We start from the raw sequence: 19,639 nt of genomic DNA, 5'->3' as shown, positions 1-19,639 counted from the left end.
CCGGCCGCACTCCTAGCGGCTGTCGAGCCAGCGGCGTGCCTCCGTGCTCCACGGCGGCTCGTCCGGCTCGTCCATCGATCCCTTGGCCACCCATTCGGCGAACCGTCGGAGGACCTGCGAACGATGCGGCGCCGGCAGCACGGAGGTGCTGATGTCGTGCTCCCACGTCGTCGCGAAGCACAGCACGTTGCCGTCGAGCGAGAGCATGCTGAACTCGGGTCGGCAGGGCGCGCTGCCGAGCAGCCCGGCAGCACCCTTCCCCATGATGTCCCACGAGCTCTGCAACTCGACGCAGATCCACCGCGCGGGGACGTCCTCCCCGGCGCTGAGCGCGAGCAGGAACCTGCGGTCGGTCTCGGAGAAGAGCCCTCCTTCGACCGACAGCCGGTACCAGTCGGCGTTCGCCTTCTCGTGCAGCAGCGGGTCGTCGATGTCCAGCATGGCCTCGACGCGGCCTTCCTCAGGTGGGCAGCTCGGTGCCTGGCCGGCGATGAGGGGCGGAATGAGCCCTTCGGGCTCACTCCATCCGTCAACTATCAGCAGACCCGCTGCGGCGAGAGATTTCATGAGTGTGCGTTCAACCAACTCTGCGGCGGACGGTTGTGTCTGCCAGGCAGACGCCCGGCGTATCCGTACTCGTAAATCTGATTGTAGTTGTGTCCCAGTACGTACCCGACCACGCCGTCTGCGCGCACGAGCACACGTGTCAACGTGTTGTTCGAATTCGTACTCCGGCCGTTGCCGACGCCCGTGTAGATGGTCGCGCCGTACCACGGGTGGTTGGTGTTGTAGCCGCCGTTGGGCCTGCGGGCATCGAACCAGTCCAGGCCGTTCGCGTTGGTCCGCTGGGCGATCGAGCCGTCCTCCACACCGTTCACGGTGTTGTGGACTTCCCTCAGGATCTCCGACCAGTTGGCGGCGTTCTCGCCCCGGCGCTTCGTGGTGAGCTCGGGCGAGTACGGGTCACGCTCCGGGGGCCCCTCTCCTGCCGTCGGGCAGGAGTCGTTGTGGTTGAGGAGCGAGGTGGCCGACGCCATCACGTAGTACGTGTGGATGTCGGAGACCGTCAGGTTGTGAACCGTGGCCGCCTGGGCGGTCCAGCGCTGGATCGCAGTGATCTGGACCCGGGTGCCGGCGCTGGTCTGGAGCCACTGGCCCGACGTCAGGTCGGTGGCCTGGAGCCAGGCGCGGAGCTCGGGGACCCAGAAGGGGTGGCCATCGGTCGCGGTGACCTGGGCCGTCTTCGAGCCGGCCTTGCCGTCGGTGTCGACGGTGATCTTGACCAGGTGCTTGAGTCCCTGGCCCTTGATCTCCGCGGTGACTGTCTCAACACGGTTCTCCCCGGTCTCCGGGTCGGTCGCGAGGACCTTGTCGCCGGTCCTGACCTTCTCGATCGGCTTGGTGGAGCCGTCGGCCATCAGCACCTTCGTGCCGGGCACGAAGCTGTTGCAGCCGGCCTTGCCGGAGCCGCCGCCGCTGGAGCCACCGCTGCTGCGGGAGGAGCCACCGGAGCTGCCACCCGGCTTGGACTGGCTGGGCTTGCTGCCCTTACTTCCGCCCGACTGGGAGGAGGGCTTCGGCGCAGCCTTGGCCTGGGACTGCTTCTGGACGGGGTTACCGGTCTTCTTCTTGGCGGCCGCCGCCGCTTCGGCCTTCCGCTTGGCGGCCTCGGCTGCCTTCTTCTTGGCCTTGCGCGGCCTCCTTCTTCGCCTTCTCGATGGCCGCCTTCTTGGCCTTCAAGGCCGCGGCCTCGGCGGCCTTGGCGGCCTTGAGGACGGCCTCGGCGGCCGCCTTCGCCTTCTTGAACGCCTGGATGGCGTCGATCGTCCGGTTGACGGCCTTCAGGACGGACGGGATCTTGCCCAGCTTGGCCCACGGGATGGCCCCGATGATCAGGCTGCCGCAGGACCACATGTCGCCGCCGAAGCAGGCCATGGCGTCGCTGAGTCCGATGAAGTCGCTCAGGATGCTCCAGGCAGCAGCGAGGATCACCGAGGTCAGGGACTTGCCCATGGTGGCCTGCGCCTGCGCGACCTGGGCCGCGGACAGGCCCGCGCCCGCGAGGGCCGCCGCCTCTACCCGTTGGCCTGCAGCGGGTCGTTCAGGTCCATCTGCGGGTCGGCGGACAGGAAGCGTCCGACGACCGCGTCGTACTGACGGGCGCCCAGCAGCGTGTAGCCGGAGGAGTCGTCCCGCGTCTTGTTGAGGAAACCGGTGTGGGCCTGCAGGTTGACAGCCACCATGCCCGCGCCGCGCTGGTTGCCGAACGGGTCTTGCTTGCGGATTCGCACCGCCATCGTGCCGCTCATGGCGACCTCGGCGTACGTCGAACCCTGGTGGTCACTGGTCAGGCCGACCAGTGAATCCGTACCCGTGCCGTAGGCGTAGCGCATGACCGCACCACCGGGGGTGGTGTAGGTGCGCTGCGTGTTGACCAGGACGCCGCCCTGCTGGACGGTGACCTCGGTGTCACCCAGGTGCAGGGTGGCCTGCTTGCCCTTGATGGTCAGCAGACGCTCGCCGCCGGGGCCGTAGATGTGACGGGTGTCGTTCTGCGGCGCCCACAGCTGCGCGGCGGAGGTGCTGTCGCAGGCGGCGAGGACGATCGGGGTGCCGCTCGCCGAGTTGGCGCCCTGCACCGCCAGGCACAGGCCCGACGCGATGTGCGTGAGCTGACCGGCGGTGTTCCGCTTCAGCTCCTGCGCGGCCACGCCATTGCACTTCTGGAGTTGGACCGCAAACCCGGCCGTGTTCGCGGCCGGCTGGACACACCAGTTGTCGTACACCGACAGGGTGCCCCGGTTCGGGTCGGTCTGCGGAGCCGTCTCCGTGCCCGGAGTGGGCGTGAACTTCCAGCTCTGCGCTACGGAGGTGTTGCAGCTGTACAGCTGGATCGGCTGTGCGGCGGCCGCGAGACCGCTCTTGAGGTCGAGGCACTTGTCGGCGAGGCCCACGTACGGGGTCTGGCCGCCGGTTCCCGCACCAGTGATCCGGTCGACCTTGCCGTCCGCCGTCCAGGACAGCGTCTGCTTGTCACCGTTCTCGATCGAGGCGACGGACTTGGTCTGACCCGTGAGCTCGTACAAACGCTCGGCCTCGGCCTTGACCCGCGCATCCGCGGGGGTGGTGTAGGTCTTCGACACCTTGGTCAGGGTGTGCGGCTGGCTCTTGGCCGCGCCCACACCGTACCCGTACGTGGTGGTCGAGTCCTTTGCCGTGGCGCCGGTCAGGTCCTTCTCGACCAGCTTGGTCCGGTTGCCCAGCAGGTCGTACTCGTACTGCTGCCAGTAGCCGGAGGTGTCCGCGCCAGCGGCGACGTTCAGGGTGCCGTCGGTGTTGGTCGGCGAGGTACAGGCGGTCTGGTCCTTGGAGGTCCAGGCCTCCTTCAGCTGACCCAGCGGGTCATAGGTGAAGCATTGCCGCTCCTCGATCCCGGTGGCGTGCTCACGGATGCCCGTGACGTTGCCGGCCGGGTCGTAGGTGTACTCGCGGTTCGACACCAGGTTGTTGTTGACCAGCGGGGTCTGTTCCCGGTAGACCATCTGCTTCTGCAGCTCACCGGTGGACTCGTCGTACGAGTTCTGGGTCCACACCCGGTACGGCAGGGCGCCCATTGTCGAGCGCATGACCTGGCCGTAGGGCGAGTAGACCGTCTCCGAGCCGTACCAGTCCTTACCCGAGATCGAGACCGGGTTGCCGTCCTTGTTGTAACGGATGACCAGCTTCTCGGCGTCGAACTTGCCGGCCTTGGGGAGGTTCGCCTCCTCCAGCATGCCGTTGTCGGAGTAGTTGTAGTCGTACTTGTACTCGGGCAGCAGGCCCCAGGTGCTAGCCAGCGTCGGCGGCAGCGACAGCGTCGTAGACGTGGGCTGGTAGTCGCTGGTGTAGCCGTTGACCTTCTGCGTGTACGCCAGGCCGTCGGTGTACCGGGTGGCAGAGGCGGGCATGCCCTTGCCGCCTGCGACGGAGTCGTACGAGAACGCGGCGAGCAGCGTGCCCGTGGAGCTGCTCAGACGCTGCTCCTTGGGCCGGGACAGCTCGTCGTAGCCGCTCCAGATCGTGGTGCCACGCGCGTCGGTCGTGGTCAGGATCCGGTCGCGGTGGTCGTACGCGGTCCGCGTCGTGCCCGTGTCCGGGTCGGTCGCGGTCTCCATCCGGCCACGCTTGTCGTACGTCCACGACCACGGGTGGGTCGGGTCGACCGAGCTGGTCGCCTTGGCCACCTGACCGCGGTTGTTGTACTCGTAGCGCGTCGACGTGTAGCCGTCGGGCGCCGCCGGGTTCAACGTGTCCGTGCGGACGGTGCGGCCCAGGGCATCGGTGTAGACGCGGTAGGAGGAGTTCCCCTCCGGGTGGATCACCTTCGACCAGTCAGGGCCGTACTCGTAGCGGGTCGCCTTCTCGGGGACCGGCTGGGAGATGGCCTCGGTCGTGCCGGTGAGCTTGACCTTGAGGACCGGCATTTCCTCGAGCACGCGGCCGAGGCCGTCGTACTTGTAGCGGGTGATGTTCGGAACCGTGGTGTCCGCGCGCGGCGTGAACAGCTCACCGCGCGGGTCGTCCTGGTTCAGGTAGGCGTTGTTGGTCTGGTAGACCTCACCGGCCGTGTTGTACAGCGTGTCGGTGATCAGACGGCCGCCGCCGTCAGCTTCCTCCTGTGTCTGGCGCTCGCGGCCCAGACCGTCGTAGATCGTGACGGCCTTCTCGACCCGGTCCTCGTAGCCACGGCTGTAGGTCGTGACGTACGGAGGCTTGCGGATCTTGCGGCCGTCCGGGTCGGTCGGGTCGGTCTCCTCGGCCGGGATCACGTACTCGGCGCGGAAGTCCGGCACGGCACCCGTAGTCGGGGTGCGGCCCGGGGCCCACACCTCGGCGAGCCGGCCCAGCGGGTCGAACTTCGCCTCACTGACGTGCCCGTTGGCGTCGGTCGTCTTCAGCGTGACAGCGCGCCCCGGCTCGAGCTCCTGGATCTGCGTGTGGCCGAGCGGATTGGTCTGGGTGATCTTGAACACCTGACCCGTGGGCGGGTCGAAGGTGATCGAGGACTCCTTGAGATCCGGGTCGATCTGCTTGGTGACACGGCCGATGGCGTCGAAGACCACCGTGCCGCCGGTCTGGAAACCGGTGCCCTTGTCGTTCAGCGACCAGGTCTCGGTCGCGAGACCGCGGGTCGTGGCGCTGAGAGCGGTGCCGTACGCGGTGCCGTCGTACGCGGTACGGGTGGCGCCGCTCAACGTGCTGAGATCGGCCCAGTCGGCGTTGGCACAGAGCGTCGGAGAGACCAGGACCTGCTTGGACAGACCGATCAGGTTCTTGCCGGTGTGGTGCAGGTACTCCAGCTTCGTGCAGGAATCGTCATTGGTCTTGGTGGCGTCGGCATCGCCGAGCGACTCCACCAGGATCGGCAGACCATAGGTCGACTCGTACGTCGTCTTGGTCCGCACGGTCCGCAGCGTGCGCTTGTCGTCACCCGTACTCCGTAGAGCGATGATGCTGCTGGCCTCGGCGGGCGGAAACACCGCGCTGGTGATCGCGAATCTGGTGCAGGCGGACGAGGACACCGTCCGTGACCTGATCCACCGCTTCAACGAGATCGGGCTGGCCTGCCTGGACCCTCAGTGGGCGGGAGGCCGTCCCCGCCTGCTTACCCCTGACGACGAGGAGTTCGTCATCCAGACGGCCACCAGCCGCCCCACCAAACTCGGCAAGCCCTTCACCCGCTGGTCGATCCGCAAGCTCGCCGACCATCTGCGGCGCAACGTCGCCCGTCCGATACGCATCGGCCGCGAGGCCCTGCGCTGCCTGCTTCACCGTCGCGGCGTGACATTTCAACGGACCAAGACCTGGGAGGAATCAAGCGACCCAGACTTCGACGCCAAGCTGGACCGGATCGAGTACGCGCTGGCCGAGCGGCCCGATCGCACTCTCGCCTTCGACGAGTTCGGGCCGCTCGGCATCCGCCCCACTGCCGGGGCCTGCTGGGCGGAGAAGGGCAGGCCCGACCGGCTGGCGGCGACCTTCCACCGCACCCACGGGGTCACGTACTTCCACGGCTGTTACTCGGTCGGCAACGACACTCTGTGGGGCGTCAACCGGCGCCGCAAAGGGATCACCCCGACGAACGCGTCCTGGGCGAACCCGATCGAGGCGCACTTCGGGCCACTGCGGCAGTTCACCCTCGCCAACTCGAACCACCCCAACCACACCGTTCACACACAGGAGTTGCACCGCTATCTGCGCTGGCGCAATCAGAACACCCGCCATCCCGACGTCCTGGCCGCCCAACGACGCGAACGTGCCCGCGTCCGCAGCGATAAGGGCATCCGCTGGGGTGGACGACCACTCAAGGCCGCGGCCTGACGGCCCGCCTCAGCTAAGGTTCTCGGCCGTCTTGGTCATCGGCCCTCCTGCGTCACCGGTGTTCATCGTTCCAGCCGGTTCGAGCAACAGGATCGCGGTCTCCTCGTCGGCCGCGGTGCAGTGCTCGACCCCGCGGGGAACCACGAACAGTTCGCCGGGTTCCAACACCACATCGCCATCCCTGAGCCGGATGGTGAGCCGCCCGCTGATGACCAGGATCAATTCATCGGTGTCCTCGTGGGTGTGCCAGACGAACTCCCCCTTCAGTTTGGCCAGCTTGACCTCGTAGTCGTTGAGCACCGCCACCTTCTTCTGCGACCACAGCTCGCTGAACTGCGCGAGCTTGTCGACGAGGTTGACGGGAACAGCTGACGTGGACATATGGAATCCCTCCTCAAGACCGGGCACCGCAAGCGGCCTCTCAGGCCCTCGGCCGGTGTGACGAGCCTGCCGCGTCCCGACTCCGCGGGTCTTGTACGTTCCTGGCATGGCCTCTGACCGCCCCCGCACGTCCATCAGCGCCTGGCGGCCGCCGGTTCCCGGGATCGCCGAGGTCTTCCACGCCCACTTCACCGACCACGCATATCCGGCCCACACCCACGACACGTGGGACCTGATGATCCTCGACGACGGCTCCGTGGACTTCGCACTCGACCGTCACCGCCACGGGGCGACCGGCAGCACCAACGTCCTCCTGCTGCCTCCCGGCGTCCCCCATGACGGTCGGACCGTCACCGAATCCGGGTTCCGCAAGCGCAACCTCTACCTTGACGACTCCGTACTCCCGCAGCATTTGGCCGGCCGGGCGGCAGACACCCCGGTCCTCAACGATGAACTACTGCGCGGCCGGATCGACCAGCTGCACACCGCTCTCGTCCATCCCGAAGACGCCTTCGAAGCCGAGTCCCGCCTCTCATTCATCAGAGAACGGCTCCACTTCCACCTCGCTGCGCTCCAGCCCCGCGCACCGGGGCGTGAGGCAAACCGGCTCGCCGCTCAGCTGCGGGAACTACTGGACTCACGGACCCACGCCGGCCTTTCCCTGCACGAGGCCGCGGCCACCCTGCATGCCCACCCCACCCACCTGATCCGCTGCTTCAAGCAGACATACGGCCTTCCGCCACACGCCTACCTCACCGGCAAGCGGATCGAACACGCCCGTAGCCTCCTCCTCGACGGCCACCGACCCGCCGAGGTCGCCACAACCGTTGGATTGCACGACCAGGCCCACCTCAACCGACACTTCACACGCCACGTTGGCACCACGCCCGCGCGCTACCAGCGCACTCGCACCGGTTCGTACCCAACTACCTCCTGAGCCCGCATCGGATGCTCGCCTCCAAACGCCCCAATGGCCTCCGCCTTTGCAGATCAACCCGGCGAACCTATGCGGTCAGAGCACTAGCGCCTTTTTATGGCTTTCGTAAACGCTTCATAGCGGCTAACACAATGAGGTGGCTCGGTCCTGACGGCCGTGTCCAGGGAGGTAGTTGAGCGTTCGGTTCGGTGTGGGGAAGGTCGCCATGGATCGTGTCGGATGAGCTGTGGGACCGGTTGGAGCCGCTGTTCCGCAGCGCGAGCGACGCTTTCGGCACCCGGGACGCAAGCCGCTGCCGGACCGGCAGGTGCTGTGCGGGATCCTGTACGTGCTGCACACCGGGATCCAGTGGGAGTACCTGCCACAAGACCTCGGCTTCGGCTCGGGCATGACGTGCTGGCGCCGCTTACGGGACTGGAACGAGGCCGACGTCTGGCAGCGACTGCACGAGGTCCTGCTGGCCGAACTGAACGCGGCCTTGCGGCTGGACTGGTCCCGCTGCGTGGTCGACTCCTCCCACATCAGGGCGCTAAAAGGGGGAGCCAGACGGGCCCCTCGCCGGTTGACCGGGGCCGGGCTGGCTCCAAACACCACTTGATCACTGACGGGCACGGCACCCCGCTGGCTGTCCTACTGACCGGCGGCAACCGCAACGACGTCACCCAACTACTGCCCTTGCTCGACGCGATCCCACCGGTCCGCGGCCGGGTCGGCCGTCCCCGCCGCAAGCCGGACTCGCTGTTCGCCGACCGCGGCTACGACCACGACATCTACCGCGACCAGGTTCGCGCCCGTGGCATCGTGCCCGCGATCGCCCGCCGCGGCACCCGGCATGGCACCGGGCTGGGCACCTACCGCTGGGTCGTGGAGAGGAGTTTTGCCTGGTTGCACGGCTTCCGACGCCTGCGGATCAGGTGGGAACGGCGGGCCGACATCCACGAAGCCTTCCTCAAGCTCGCCTGCTGCCTCATCACTCACCGACAACTCAGGGCATTGCGCTGACGTTGGGGTACAAGGCCGCCGGTCACCTCATGGATGTCCGTGGCTCATGCCATGATCCGGCCTCATGAGTGACCGTTCGCTTTCACCCGCCTGGCTGGCCTCGTGGACAGACAGAGTCTCCGGAACCCTCGCGGCAATGACAGACGAGTTCGAGCGTCGGCACGGCTTTCCCCCCGGTCCTAACGAGGTCCGGCCGGCCAGCCGCGATGCTCGAACCGCGGCTCGCACGCTTGCCCAAGCGGGCCTTATCCAGGCCGACCTGGTCACTTTCTACGACAGCATCGGTGACGTGACCTGGGCGGACGTCGGCAACGGATACTTCCTCGACCCGGCAAGCGACGTCCTTCTGCGACTCCAGGAGCACGGCGCTGTCGATGCCGACGCGGACCAGATGGTCGCCATCGGCTCGAACGGAGGTGGCCTCTCCTACGTTGCAGGTCCTGATGGGTCGGTTCATCGGACGCGGACGGCATCACTGGACGAACCAGAGCTCGACAAGGTAGCCGACGACCTGCGGCAATTTCTGGAACTGCTGGAGGGATCCCTGACGCGGTTCATCGCCGACGGCGAGCCGGGATCTCTGTAGAGCAGCCCGCGGGGCTCATTCTGTTAGCCGCTGTCAGCCACTCGCCTTTCTCATATCATCCGACTATCCAGTGCTTGAAATACCCATCCAGCGGCGCAGCGAAACGGCGCAATGATGCAGTGAGGGGATGTGCGAGCCACAGTTGATTTCTCCTTCAAAAATACTTTGCTCCCTTCTGCTTGTCCTCAGCTATTACCGTCGAGGCCGAAGTGTGCGCATCATGAGAGCAATCGCACGGGCCGAATTGAAGCCCTGCAATGATGGGACAGGAGATCGCACATGGCTGAAGAAGTCGTGGCCACATTCGCTGGTCCGCTGAACTCATTCTCCATCAACCTCACTCTCAGCAACGGGAGTAGTTCTCAGGTTCAATCGGTGGGTATCAGCGGCCGTACGGCCAAGTTCCCCGTCACCTGGGACAGCATGGGCAGCTTCGCAGGCCCCGCGACGCTCACGAGCACGGCCGGTGTGGACACCGAGGTCGTGCTTGCGAATTTCTCCGGTTTCTCTCCCGGAGAGCAGGTGTCGTTCACCGGAATCGATCCCGATTTCACCGGCTCCCCGTCAGCCGGGGTGAGGGTCCTCGACATGTCCGGGGCTCGGGCTTTCGTACAGTTCGCGGACGGTACAACCGGCTTCGGTGAGTTCGAGGCGACCACTGCCGGAACACTCCGCGCGGTCATCTCGAAGTAGCCGAGCAGGCGAGTGGCCGAGGGGGATCTCCCTCTCGGCCTTTTTGGGTAACGCGACGGACTGAACCAACCACCGCGGCGAGTCGCCGTGACTGCTACGGCGGACGCTTGCCGCTCGCCTCACGCAAGGCTGTCCGGCTGCCCCGCCCGCCACGTTGGCGCAATGACGGACGACGGCACAGGTAGCGTCCGCACCGTCAGCCCCTTGTGATCCGAGTCCGTGCCACATGGTCGGGTCCGGTCGACGGCGGGAAAACCAGTCCGATCACCGACGTGGGAGGACAGAGGGATGGCTGTCCTCCAGAGGAACAACGTCCGCGTCATCGGGCCGGAAGCCGGTCCGACCGTCGTCCTCGCACACGGTTTCGGCTGCGATCAGAACATTGGCGTCTCGTGGCGCCCACCTTGGCGGAGCACTTCCGCGTCGTGCTGTTCGACTACGTCGGGGCCGGCCGCTCAGACCTCAGGGCCTGGCAGGAGGAGCGCTACGCCACTTTGAACGGCTACGCGCAGGACGCGATAGACGTGTGCGAGGAGCTGGAGATGCGGGACGCCGTGTTCGTGGGCCACTCCGTCAGCGCCATGGTCGGCATCCTGGCTGCTACGGCGGCACCAGGCCGACTCGGCTCGCTCGTCATGGTGTGCCCCTCACCCTCCTACATCGATGATGAGGGCTATCGCGGCGGTTTCAGCGCGGCCGACATTGACGAGCTGCTGGAGTCCTGGAGGCCAACTACCTCGGCTGGTCCGCGACCATGGCCCCGGTCATCATGGGCAACCCGGACCGGCTAGAACTGGGTGAGGAGTTGACCAACAGCTTCTGTGCCACCGACCCGGATATGGCGCGCGTCTTCGCACGCACCACGTTCCTCTCCGACACCCGGCAGGATCTGAAAACCGTGACCGTCCCCACCCTGGTCCTGGAATGCGAGCAGGACGTCATCGCACCTCGGGAGGTCGGAGCCTACGTCCACGCAGCCATTCCCGGCAGTCGTCTCGTCACCCTCGCCGCTACTGGCCATTGTCCGCAACTGAGCGCTCCCAAGGCCACCACCCAGGCGATCACCGCGTTCGTAAAAGACCTGACATGATGTGCCGCTTCGGCCCCGCTCCTCAACCCAGCGGCGAGGGGCAGCCCCACGTCGACGCAGATGTCACTGCGCTGCTGGAGGACAGCACGGAGGAACTCTACGAGTCCGCTCCCTGCGGCTACCTGTCCACCCTCATGGACGGGTCCATAGTCAAGATCAACAAGACGCTGCTGGACTGGCTCGGCCTTTCACGGGAGGAGGTCGTCGGCCGCAAGTACTTCAGCGACCTGCTGACCGTAGGAGGCAAGCTCTACCACGAGACTCACTATGCACCGCTGCTGCGCATGCAGGGGCACGTCGGCGGCATCGCGCTGGACATGAAGGTCGCGGACGCGTCACCGCTTCCGGTACTGATCACCTCGACCGTGAAGAGAGGTGCGGAAGACCGCCCCCTGCTGATCCGCACGACCGTCTTCGATGCCACCGGCCGGCGCTCCTACGAGACCGAGCTGCTTCGCGCCCGTCGCGCGGCCGAGGAGGCCCGCCGCCAGGCGGAGAATGACCGTGAGCGACTGCGCGAGGCCCTGGCGGTATTGCAGCAGAGCCTGCTCCCGTCCACCCTGCCGGCCGTGCCCGGCATTGAGAGCGCCGCCTACTACCACACGGCCTCCTCGATAGAGCTGGGTGGTGACTTCTACGACCTGTTCCCCCTCGGTGACGAGCGCTTCGCCTTCTTCCTCGGCGACGTCTGCGGAAAGGGCCCGCAGGCCGCGGCCGTGACCTCCCTCGTGCGCTACACCCTGCGCACAGCGGCGCTGCACGATTCCGATCCCGAAGCCGTCCTGTCCACCCTCAATGCCGCGCTGCTCGAGCGGTACACCAGCGAGGACCCGCGCTACTGCACCGCCGTCTTGGGCATCCTGGAACTTGGAGGGGAGACCGTCACCGTCCGCCTGGCCTCCGGCGGCCATCCGCCGACTCTGATCCTGCGGGCGGACGGCCGGGCCGAGTACCTGCCGACGCCTGGCGGAGTGCTGATCGGGGCCTTCCCCGAAGCGTCCTTCACCATCATCGGCACCGCTCTCCATCCCGGCGACACCCTGCTGCTCTACGCCGACGGCCTGACCGAGGCGCGCACGGGAGAGAAGGACGACCTCTATGGCTACGACGCGCTGCAGACGTTCGCCACCGACCTCGCCCCGGCACGCCCACGCTCCGTGATCGATGCCTTCGTCGGCCTGCTCGCCGACTTCGGCGACGGGCTCGACGACGACACCGCCCTCCTCGCCCTGGGCCGTCCGCGTCCCTCTGACACCGCCTGATGGCCGGCTGCGCGCGACTGGCGCACTTCGGCGCCTGGAACGCAGTGGTCGGCTCGGAGCCGCCTGCAGGTCCATCGGCGCCATGGCCCCGTGGGCTCACGTCGACGGATCGCCACGGTAACCGGAGGGTCCGGCCACCGCCGCCATGACCAGCGGATGCAGGGACTGCAGCAGCAGCGCGCCCAGCCTGCCGATGAACATCGCAGCATCACCGTGAACCGTGCGGATCGGGCGGCTGAGTGCGAGCGCGGGCCGGGTGGATGGCGGTCACGCACGCCGGTCCGTCGGGACCGGCGACACGGCTGAACAGGGCCTGGCCCAGCCGTTCACGGACTACCGTCAGCGCGGTCGCACCTCCGCTCTCCTCACCAGTGTCCGTCATGCCCGCCCGGATGCCGGCACGTCTGCGCGCGGTTCACCGACCGGCGCCCCGGCCGGACCGACAAGACACTGGTCGACCACGAGGAACGTCTCGACGCCCTGGAACGCACCCGCTGGCCGCTGCCGGCCCTCGCCGCGATCACCTTCCGTGCGGCGCTCGCGGTCGCGGTTGGCAGGCATCGGGCACCCGCTGACACCGCATCCGAGGGGCTGCCGGCCGTGCGCCGACAGCCCCGCACCACCCGAGACCCGTCCGCGAGCCCGGCCGGGTTCAGTCGGGCTCCCCGACCATGCCGAGCACCAGCCCCAGGCGTCGCTTTGGTACCGAGCCGAACTTCCGGCGCACGTTCATCACGTAGTTGCGCGCGGTGCCGACCGTGATGCCCAGACGGTCGGCGATCTCCACCGCGGTGAACCCCTGGGCCGCGAGCACCGCGACGTCGCGCTCGCGGGGAGTGAGCCCGGCGTTCACCTGGTGGCGTTGGTTTTCCGGGACGTGGAGCAGGCCTCGGTGCAAGGACCGGTCGCGGGCGAGCGTGGCCAGTGATCTGTCGGCTCCCGCCGCGGTCAGAAGCTCGGCGGCGCGGTCGCGGGCGCGGGCCCGTTCGGGCGTGGAGCGGGCGACCCGGGCGGCGGCGTGGTAGGCGCGGCCGGCGGTGATGGGCTCGCCCATGTCGGCGAGAGCGTCCGCGCCCGCGATCAGAGCAGCCCAGCCGCGCTTGCCGGCGAGGTGCCCCTCGACGACCGAACGGATCGCCGCGGCGCGAGGATAGGGCGACCAGAACCGGGACATGGCGGCGGCCTCGTCCCGCGCCGCGCCGGGTGCGATCTCGGTCAGCGCGAGCAGGGCGTCCTCCCAGCCGAAGTGGTGCTCGGCCTCGCGAGCCTTCCGCAGGATTTGCGGCAGCCCGCGCGCCGGGCGCGGCTCGCGGCGGGCATGGCGTATGTACGCAAGGGTCGCCGCCGCACTCGCGCCGCACGGAGGCGAGGTCGCATACGCCACCTCGACGACCGCCTCGAGGGTGTCGTGCGGGAGGCGGCGCGCCGTCTCGAACGTCACCGCGGCGGCGACAGCGCTGCCGAGTTCACGGATACCCGGCGCGGCGCCCGTCATCGCGACCGCGGCCTGCTCTCTCGCGATGTCGAGGTGTCCCGTACGGTGACGCACGAGCGCCTCGACCGCGGCGAACTTGTTCACCCAGGGCCCTCGGCCCACCACCCGCCCCCGACCGAGGGCCTCCAGAGCAGTTGGGTAGTCCCCGGCGTACGCGCAGGTCAGCGCCCAGTTCAGGTAGTTGAGCGAGGCTATCTCGCCGGTGACCGCGTCCAGGTCGGCCGGCAGCAGCGAGGCGGCCCGACGCCAGCGATGGGGTGCGCGCTTGCGTCCCTGGTAGGTCTCGCCGGCGGCGAGCATGCCGGCGACGACGGCGATGATCCACGGCTCGCCGGACTGCTGGGCCAGGGACAGCGCCCGGCGGGCGAGCTCGCGGCGGTAGGAGGGGCTGAGGCCGGCGTCGGCGGGGAAGGACATGCGGCTCAGGGCGAGCGCCTGTCCCCCTATGTCTCCTGCCGCGGTGAACTCGAAGAGGGCCCGGGTGCCGTAGTCGGCCATCGCTTTCCCCCGGGCGGCCCGTGCCTGTGCGAGAAACACCGCACCGCGTGCGCGGGAGGTGTGGCACGCGGCGGCCAACTCCTCGAGGAGCGCCCAGGGGGCGGGGCCGGGGGCTCCCCACCGGGTGAGCATGGAGGCCATCTCGGCGAGGGCGATCCGGTCGTCGTCGGCGAGCCGCGGTACTTCCGCCAGGGCGCTCCGCAGCGTTTCGAGACCGAGGTCGGCCCGGCCGCGCAGCGCGGCCAACTCGGCGTTGCGGACCTGTTCCTGAACGGCTGTCGATACGTTCTCGGCGAAGGACGCAGGGGAAGGGCCCGGAAGGAGCGGGCGCGCCCTGGACGCGTTGTCGTTCATGGTTGGGGCAAGAATAGGTGCAGTTCTTGGATTGTCCAGGGGGCGGAACCGAGGCTTTCATTTGCGTCGACGGACCGCGGCCGTCGCATCGCTTCCAGCCGAGGACTGCCCATGAATGCATCCCGCAAGTTGGTCGTGTTCGCGCTCACCGCTGCGCTGATGGCGACACCGACGGTCGCCCGCTCCGTGACCGATGATCCGTCGGGCGGCCCGGCGTCGGCCGTCGCCGGTGACGTCCCGCAGGACTCCACGGACGTACGACGTGGCCTGCCGACCCTGCCGCCCACCGAAGAGCAACTCGCGGCCGTGGCGGCGCTGCTGAGGTCCGCCCCGGGAGGCGTATCGCCGAAAGTCACCTGGAACACCACCTACGGGACGCCTCGGACCGTGCGAGCGCCCGGCGGACATCTCACCGCTCCGCAGGCCGGCGAACCGCTCGCGATCGCGAGGGAGTGGCTGCAGGTGCACCGCGCGGCGTTCGGCCTGTCGGCCGCGGACATCGAGGCGCTTGCGGTACGGCGTGACCACGAATTGCCGGGCATCGGAGCCCGGGTGGTGAGCTTCACGCAGATGTTCGACGGCGTCGAGGCCGTGCACGGTGGCGTGATGACGGTGACCGTGGCCGAGGACGGCCGGGTGCTGTCCTACGCCGGTGACCCGGTACGCAGCGGCGGCCTCCTCGCCGGGTTCGACAAGTCCCCGGCCGACGCACTCGCCGCTGCCGTGTCGTCGCTGTCTCCTTCGTCCGACTTCGTGCCGCTGCCGACAGGTGGCACCCAGGCCGGCTACCAGGTGTTCGCGGCCGGGCCGTTCGCACAGGTGCAACGGGTCCGCAAGGTCGCGTTCCCGACGGCCGGCGGTGCCCGACCAGCATACAGCGTGCTGTTCGTCAAGAGCCTCGACGAGGCGTGGGGCGTGGTCGTCGACGCGGCGACCGGGAAGACGCTGGCCAGGCACTCCCTGGTGCACCACGAAGGCTCTCTGGAGCCCGAAGGCACGGTCTACGAGAACTTCCCGGGCGCTCCGCAGGGCGGCGGGCCGGTCATCAAGAGCTTCGGCCCGAACGCGTCGTCACCGAGCGGCTGGGTCGACCCGAGCGGCGCCGCGGGGCTGCCCGGCCCCACCACGCTCGGCAACAACGCCAACACCTTCGCGCAGTACACGGCACCATTGGCGCCGACCGACGAGCACAATCGGCCACTCAGTCCGACAGCGCAGTTCAACTACGCGTATGCCGCCAACTGGGCGCGGACCATGGGCCAGACGCTGCCGCCGTCGTACGTGCTGGACCGCGACCCGGCGGTGACCAACCTCTTCTACCACCACAACCGGATCCACGACGAGTACTACCAGTTCGGTTTCACCGAGACCGCGGGCAACTTCCAGGTCAACAACTTCGGCAAGGGCGGCCAGGGCGGCGACCCGATCAGCGGTCTCGCACACTCGGGCGCCGCGACCGGTGGCGCGCCGACCTACCTCGGCCGGGACAACGCCAACATGCTGACTCTGCCCGACGGCATCCCGTCGTTCTCCAGCATGTACCTGTGGGAGCCGATCAACGACGCGTTCGAGGGCCCGTACGCCGACGGCAACTTCGACCAGACCGTCATCCAGCACGAGTACAGCCACGGCCTGTCCAACCGGTACGTCGGCGGCGGCGGACTCGGCTCGCTCGGCGGTGAGCAGTCCGGTGCGATGGGCGAGGGCTGGGGCGACTGGTACGCCATCAACCACCTGGGCCGCGAGGGCCTCTACGACAAGGCCGTGGTCGGCGAATACGCCGTGGGGAACGCCGAGCGGGGCATCCGCAACTGGGCGTACGACAAGAACCCACTGACATACGGCGACTACGGCTACGACATCACGGGTCCCGAGGTCCACGCGGACGGCGAAATCTGGACCGCCATGCTGTGGGACCTGCGCAGCGCCCTGGTCGACCGGTACGGCACCAAGGCGGGCAGCGACATCGCCGAACACCTGGTGACCGACGCCATGCCGCTGTCCCCGCCCTCTCCGTCGTTCCTCGACATGCGCGACGCCATCCTCGACGCGGACACCCTTCGCTTCCACGGCGACAACACCGACACCATCTGGACCGCCTTCGCCCGCCGCGGCGCGGGCCGTTCGGCGGCGACCGCAGGTCCCGACGACACCGACCCGAAGCCGGGCTTCGACCATGCGGCCCCGTCGCGCAACGGGATGCTCGCCGTCAAGCTGGTGAACGCCTCCACCGGCGAGCCCGTCGAGGATGCCCGGGTGATCATCGGTGAGTTCGAGGCCCGGGTGACACCGCTCGGCACGTCCGGATCCAACGGTGTCGTCTCGGCACCGATGGTCGACGGCGCCTACACGATGACCGTGCAGGCGCGCGGCTTCGGCATCCAGAAGTTCCGGGGCTTGTCGGTGCAGTCGGGAAAGACGACCGCGCGCACCCTCAAGCTGGCGCCGAACCTCGCCTCGAAGCACAACGGCGCGACCGTCGTGAAGACGTCCAGCCAGGACGACGGCCTTCCCGCGAGCTTGCTGATCGACGACACCGAGGCGACCGCGTGGAAGACCAAGGACGCCGGCAAGCCGTACAACGCGGGCGCGCACCAGGTGGCCGAGGTGAAGCTGGCCGAGGAGGCGCAGGTCTCCCGCATCGCGGTCAGCACGCTCAAGCCGACCACGGCCGGACGGTTCAACGTCACCAAGGACTTCACGGTCCAGACCTCGACCGACGGTGTGCTGTGGAAGACGGTCAAGGCGGGCACGTTCGCCGCCCAGGCCCCGCGGCCCGCGGCGCCGGACATGCAGATCCAGACCCTGAAGCTGGACACCCCCGTCACCGCGAGCCACGTCCGGGTCTTCGTTGACTCCATCCAGGGCGAGACGAAGACGTACGCCGTGCTGTCCGAACTCCAGGTGTTCGGCAACGCCTCAGGCGTCGAGCCGCTGCCGTTCACCCCGGACGAGCCGGTCAGCGAGTCGGGGACGATCCAGGCCGGTGAGCCGCAGGGACTGTGGTACCTCCCCGGCACCGAGCCGTACCGTCCCGGCGTGACCGTGGCCTCGTGGCAGGCGGCCTGCGGCACACCCCCGGCCGCTCAGGGCGCCGACGCGTGGATCACGAAGCTGCCGACCGGCTGGGGGGACGGTCTGCACGTGGCGTCGTACGCCGAGCCGGAAAGCCAACTCGGCGAGATGCAGATGTTCTTCTACGACTCGGCGTGCAAGCCGATCGCCGGCGACTTCGCGACGCCGGGCCAGAAGGTCGTGATCTCACCCGGCGCGGCATACGTCGGGCTGCTCTACCTGTACGGCGCCGACTACCAGTTCACCCTCACAGCGCGGCAGGCCGGCTGACCATCGGTGCTCCCGTCCATCACCCAGGAGAGGAACACATGTCCCGCAACCGCAGAATCACTCTGGCCGCGTCGCTTCTCGGCGCCGCCGCCCTGTTCAGCACGTCGGCCGGCCTCGCGCATGCCACCACCAACGACCCGCTGAGGGGCGAGCAGTGGGGCCTTGACCAGGTCCACGCCGAACAGGCGTGGGGCACCAGCACCGGCAGGGGTGCCGTCGTCGCCGTCGTCGACACCGGGGTGGACCTGACCCACCCCGACCTCAAGGCCAACCTGGTGCCCGGAGCCACGTTCACCGGCTGCGGCAACGCGGGTGGGCCGTGCGGGAACGGCGACTTCCGCGGCCCCGACGGGCAGAACAACGGCGACGAGCACGGCACCCACGTCGCCGGCATCGTGGCCGCCGTCGCGAACAACGGCACCGGTGTCGCCGGAGTCGCGCCGAACGCCAGGATCATGCCGGTCAAGGTGCTCGAGGACGGCAGCGGCACCTTCGAGGACATAGCCGCCGGCATACGGTGGTCGGTGGACCACGGCGCCGACGTGATCAACATGAGCCTCGGCGGTCTCGCGGGAACCCAGGTCATCACCATCACCGGCCTGGAGTCGTCGGTGACCGAAGCGATCGCGTACGCCAATGCGAAGGGCACGTCGGTCATCGCCGCCGCCGGCAACTCCGCCACCCCGGCCTGCAACACCCCGGCGTGGGAGCCCGGCGCGATCTGCGTCGCCTCGACCGACCGCAACGAGCTGAAGAGCTGGTTCTCCGAACTCCCGAACAAGCCCGACCTCAAGGCCGTCGCGGCTCCCGGCGGCGCGGGACTCGTCTCCTGCGAGGACGACATCGTGTCCACCGTGCCGGTCGGCACCGGATCCGCGTCCTGCGGCCAGAAGGACTACGACTACTACGCCGGCACGTCCATGGCCACGCCCCACGTGGCGGGCGTCGCCGCCCTGCTCTTCGCCCAGGGCCGGACTCTGGCCAACGTCGAGGACGCACTGCTCGGCACGGCCCGCCAGCCGGGCACCGGCCTGACGGGTCTCTACTCCCCGGCCTACGGCTGGGGCATCGTGGACGCCGCGGCCGCGGTGAAGTCCGCGGGCGCGACCACGGGCAAGGGCCGCAAGGAGCACTGAACCGACCGGCGTGGGGCGGCCACTCGGGTGTCCGGGGTGGCCGCCTCCGGTTCTTCGAGCATGTCCTCGCCGAACAGGGCAGGGCGGCGAACGTGTCCGACGACAGGGACCGGCCGTGGAGCGGGCACGGAATGCTCAGCACGGACCAGACGACAAGACAGCCCCGGGTCTTCGTCCCGGGGCTATCCGTGGAGCGGATGACGGGAATCGAACCACGCTCCGATCACGGTGGTTCCGGCCCGTTCGCGTTCTGCCGAGCTTCCGTCGGGTGGGCGGAGGTATCACAGGCGGTACGCCGCCGTGGCTACCACTCGTCACGGCCGGCCTGCCCGGTGGGCAGGCAGGCCTGGCGGCTCGGCGCCCGGCGGGTGCGCGGCCCGCGGCGGGCCCGCCGCGGGCCGGCGTGGTCGAATCTAAGCCGTATTCGGTGCCTTGGGGACGGCCCGAGTGACGGAACAACCGGCGCGCGGCCGGCTTCCGGAGTGCATGGGGGCTCCCGC

General features: G+C 68.5%; 10 protein-coding genes and 4 pseudogenes. 9 read left to right on the top strand and 5 right to left on the bottom strand.

Translation table 11 applies throughout. The features are described 5' to 3' along the window. Positions 1-12: 12 nt before the first annotated feature. Entirely contained in the window at positions 13-567 is a 555-nt protein-coding gene (locus tag OGH68_RS26890) for a hypothetical protein (RefSeq protein ID WP_264247564.1), read from the bottom strand. Then, positions 564-5,474, bottom strand: a pseudogene (locus OGH68_RS26885) (ricin-type beta-trefoil lectin domain protein); the annotation flags it as partial. The pseudogene OGH68_RS26885 and the gene OGH68_RS26890, both read right to left, overlap by 4 nt. 13 nt (positions 5,475-5,487) lie before the next feature. On the opposite strand from OGH68_RS26885, the gene OGH68_RS26880 reads away from it, so the two are divergent. After that, the gene (locus OGH68_RS26880) at positions 5,488-6,360 is read left to right on the top strand and encodes a helix-turn-helix domain-containing protein (protein WP_264247563.1); all 873 of its coding nucleotides are present in this window, start codon (positions 5,488-5,490) and stop codon (positions 6,358-6,360) included. A gap of 9 nt (positions 6,361-6,369) precedes the next feature. Here the strand turns inward: OGH68_RS26880 and OGH68_RS26875 are convergent, their stop codons facing one another. Next, positions 6,370-6,741 carry a cupin domain-containing protein gene (locus OGH68_RS26875; protein ID WP_264247562.1) on the bottom strand — a complete coding sequence of 124 codons (372 nt, stop codon included), beginning with the start codon at positions 6,739-6,741 and terminating at the stop codon, positions 6,370-6,372. 106 nt (positions 6,742-6,847) lie between these two features. Here OGH68_RS26875 and OGH68_RS26870 point away from each other — a divergent pair, with 106 nt between their 5' ends. The 6 genes and pseudogenes from OGH68_RS26870 (at position 6,848) to OGH68_RS26845 (ending at position 12,311) form a co-directional block, all read left to right on the top strand. Beyond that, on the top strand, positions 6,848-7,678 hold the full coding sequence (locus tag OGH68_RS26870) for a helix-turn-helix domain-containing protein (protein ID WP_264247561.1): 831 nt from the start codon (positions 6,848-6,850) through the stop codon (positions 7,676-7,678). Between the two features lie 190 nt (positions 7,679-7,868). Next, positions 7,869-8,680 (top strand): annotated as a pseudogene (locus OGH68_RS26865) (IS5 family transposase). A gap of 136 nt (positions 8,681-8,816) precedes the next feature. Beyond that, on the top strand, positions 8,817-9,266 hold the full coding sequence (locus tag OGH68_RS26860) for an SMI1/KNR4 family protein (RefSeq protein WP_264247560.1): 450 nt from the start codon (positions 8,817-8,819) through the stop codon (positions 9,264-9,266). A gap of 279 nt (positions 9,267-9,545) precedes the next feature. After that, positions 9,546-9,959 (top strand): hypothetical protein, encoded by a 414-nt coding sequence (locus OGH68_RS26855; RefSeq protein ID WP_264247559.1) that lies wholly within the window; start codon positions 9,546-9,548, stop codon positions 9,957-9,959. 288 nt (positions 9,960-10,247) lie between these two features. Next, positions 10,248-11,049: pseudogene (locus OGH68_RS26850) on the top strand (alpha/beta fold hydrolase). Continuing rightward, the gene (locus tag OGH68_RS26845; protein ID WP_264247558.1) at positions 11,046-12,311 is read left to right on the top strand and encodes a PP2C family protein-serine/threonine phosphatase; all 1,266 of its coding nucleotides are present in this window, start codon (positions 11,046-11,048) and stop codon (positions 12,309-12,311) included. The pseudogene OGH68_RS26850 and the gene OGH68_RS26845 overlap by 4 nt, the downstream one beginning before the upstream one ends. Before the next feature lie 105 nt (positions 12,312-12,416). Here OGH68_RS26845 and OGH68_RS26840 read toward each other — a convergent pair. Together OGH68_RS26840 and OGH68_RS26835 are read right to left on the bottom strand one after the other, a co-directional pair. Continuing rightward, positions 12,417-12,693: pseudogene (locus OGH68_RS26840) on the bottom strand (oxygenase MpaB family protein); the annotation flags it as partial. 270 nt (positions 12,694-12,963) lie between these two features. Next, positions 12,964-14,658 (bottom strand): helix-turn-helix domain-containing protein, encoded by a 1,695-nt coding sequence (locus OGH68_RS26835; RefSeq protein ID WP_264247556.1) that lies wholly within the window; start codon positions 14,656-14,658, stop codon positions 12,964-12,966. 111 nt (positions 14,659-14,769) lie between these two features. Here OGH68_RS26835 and OGH68_RS26830 point away from each other — a divergent pair, with 111 nt between their 5' ends. Next, on the top strand, positions 14,770-18,003 hold the full coding sequence (locus tag OGH68_RS26830) for a M36 family metallopeptidase (RefSeq protein ID WP_264247555.1): 3,234 nt from the start codon (positions 14,770-14,772) through the stop codon (positions 18,001-18,003). A 38-nt stretch (positions 18,004-18,041) separates the two neighbouring features. Beyond that, positions 18,042-19,139, top strand: coding sequence for a S8 family peptidase (locus OGH68_RS26825; protein WP_264247554.1), 1,098 nt, complete (start codon positions 18,042-18,044; stop codon positions 19,137-19,139). Positions 19,140-19,639 lie beyond the last annotated feature (500 nt).

The organism is Streptomyces peucetius (genome assembly GCF_025854275.1).
GTDB classification, from domain to species: Bacteria; Actinomycetota; Actinomycetes; order Streptomycetales; family Streptomycetaceae; genus Streptomyces; species Streptomyces peucetius_A.
This window is presented reverse-complemented; position numbering and strand designations above follow the sequence as displayed.

Bases quoted from the DNA above. Each gene is read 5' to 3' on its own strand.
- OGH68_RS26890 (WP_264247564.1), bottom strand. From the start codon at position 567: ATGAAATCTCTCGCCGCAGCGGGTCTGCTGATAGTTGACGGATGGAGT.
- OGH68_RS26825 (WP_264247554.1), top strand. From the start codon at position 18,042: ATGTCCCGCAACCGCAGAATCACTCTGGCCGCGTCGCTTCTCGGCGCC.
- OGH68_RS26860 (WP_264247560.1), top strand. From the start codon at position 8,817: ATGACAGACGAGTTCGAGCGTCGGCACGGCTTTCCCCCCGGTCCTAAC.
- OGH68_RS26880 (WP_264247563.1), top strand. From the start codon at position 5,488: ATGATGCTGCTGGCCTCGGCGGGCGGAAACACCGCGCTGGTGATCGCG.
- OGH68_RS26855 (WP_264247559.1), top strand. From the start codon at position 9,546: ATGGCTGAAGAAGTCGTGGCCACATTCGCTGGTCCGCTGAACTCATTC.
- OGH68_RS26830 (WP_264247555.1), top strand. From the start codon at position 14,770: ATGAATGCATCCCGCAAGTTGGTCGTGTTCGCGCTCACCGCTGCGCTG.
- OGH68_RS26875 (WP_264247562.1), bottom strand. From the start codon at position 6,741: ATGTCCACGTCAGCTGTTCCCGTCAACCTCGTCGACAAGCTCGCGCAG.
- OGH68_RS26845 (WP_264247558.1), top strand. From the start codon at position 11,046: ATGATGTGCCGCTTCGGCCCCGCTCCTCAACCCAGCGGCGAGGGGCAG.
- OGH68_RS26835 (WP_264247556.1), bottom strand. From the start codon at position 14,658: ATGAACGACAACGCGTCCAGGGCGCGCCCGCTCCTTCCGGGCCCTTCC.
- OGH68_RS26870 (WP_264247561.1), top strand. From the start codon at position 6,848: ATGGCCTCTGACCGCCCCCGCACGTCCATCAGCGCCTGGCGGCCGCCG.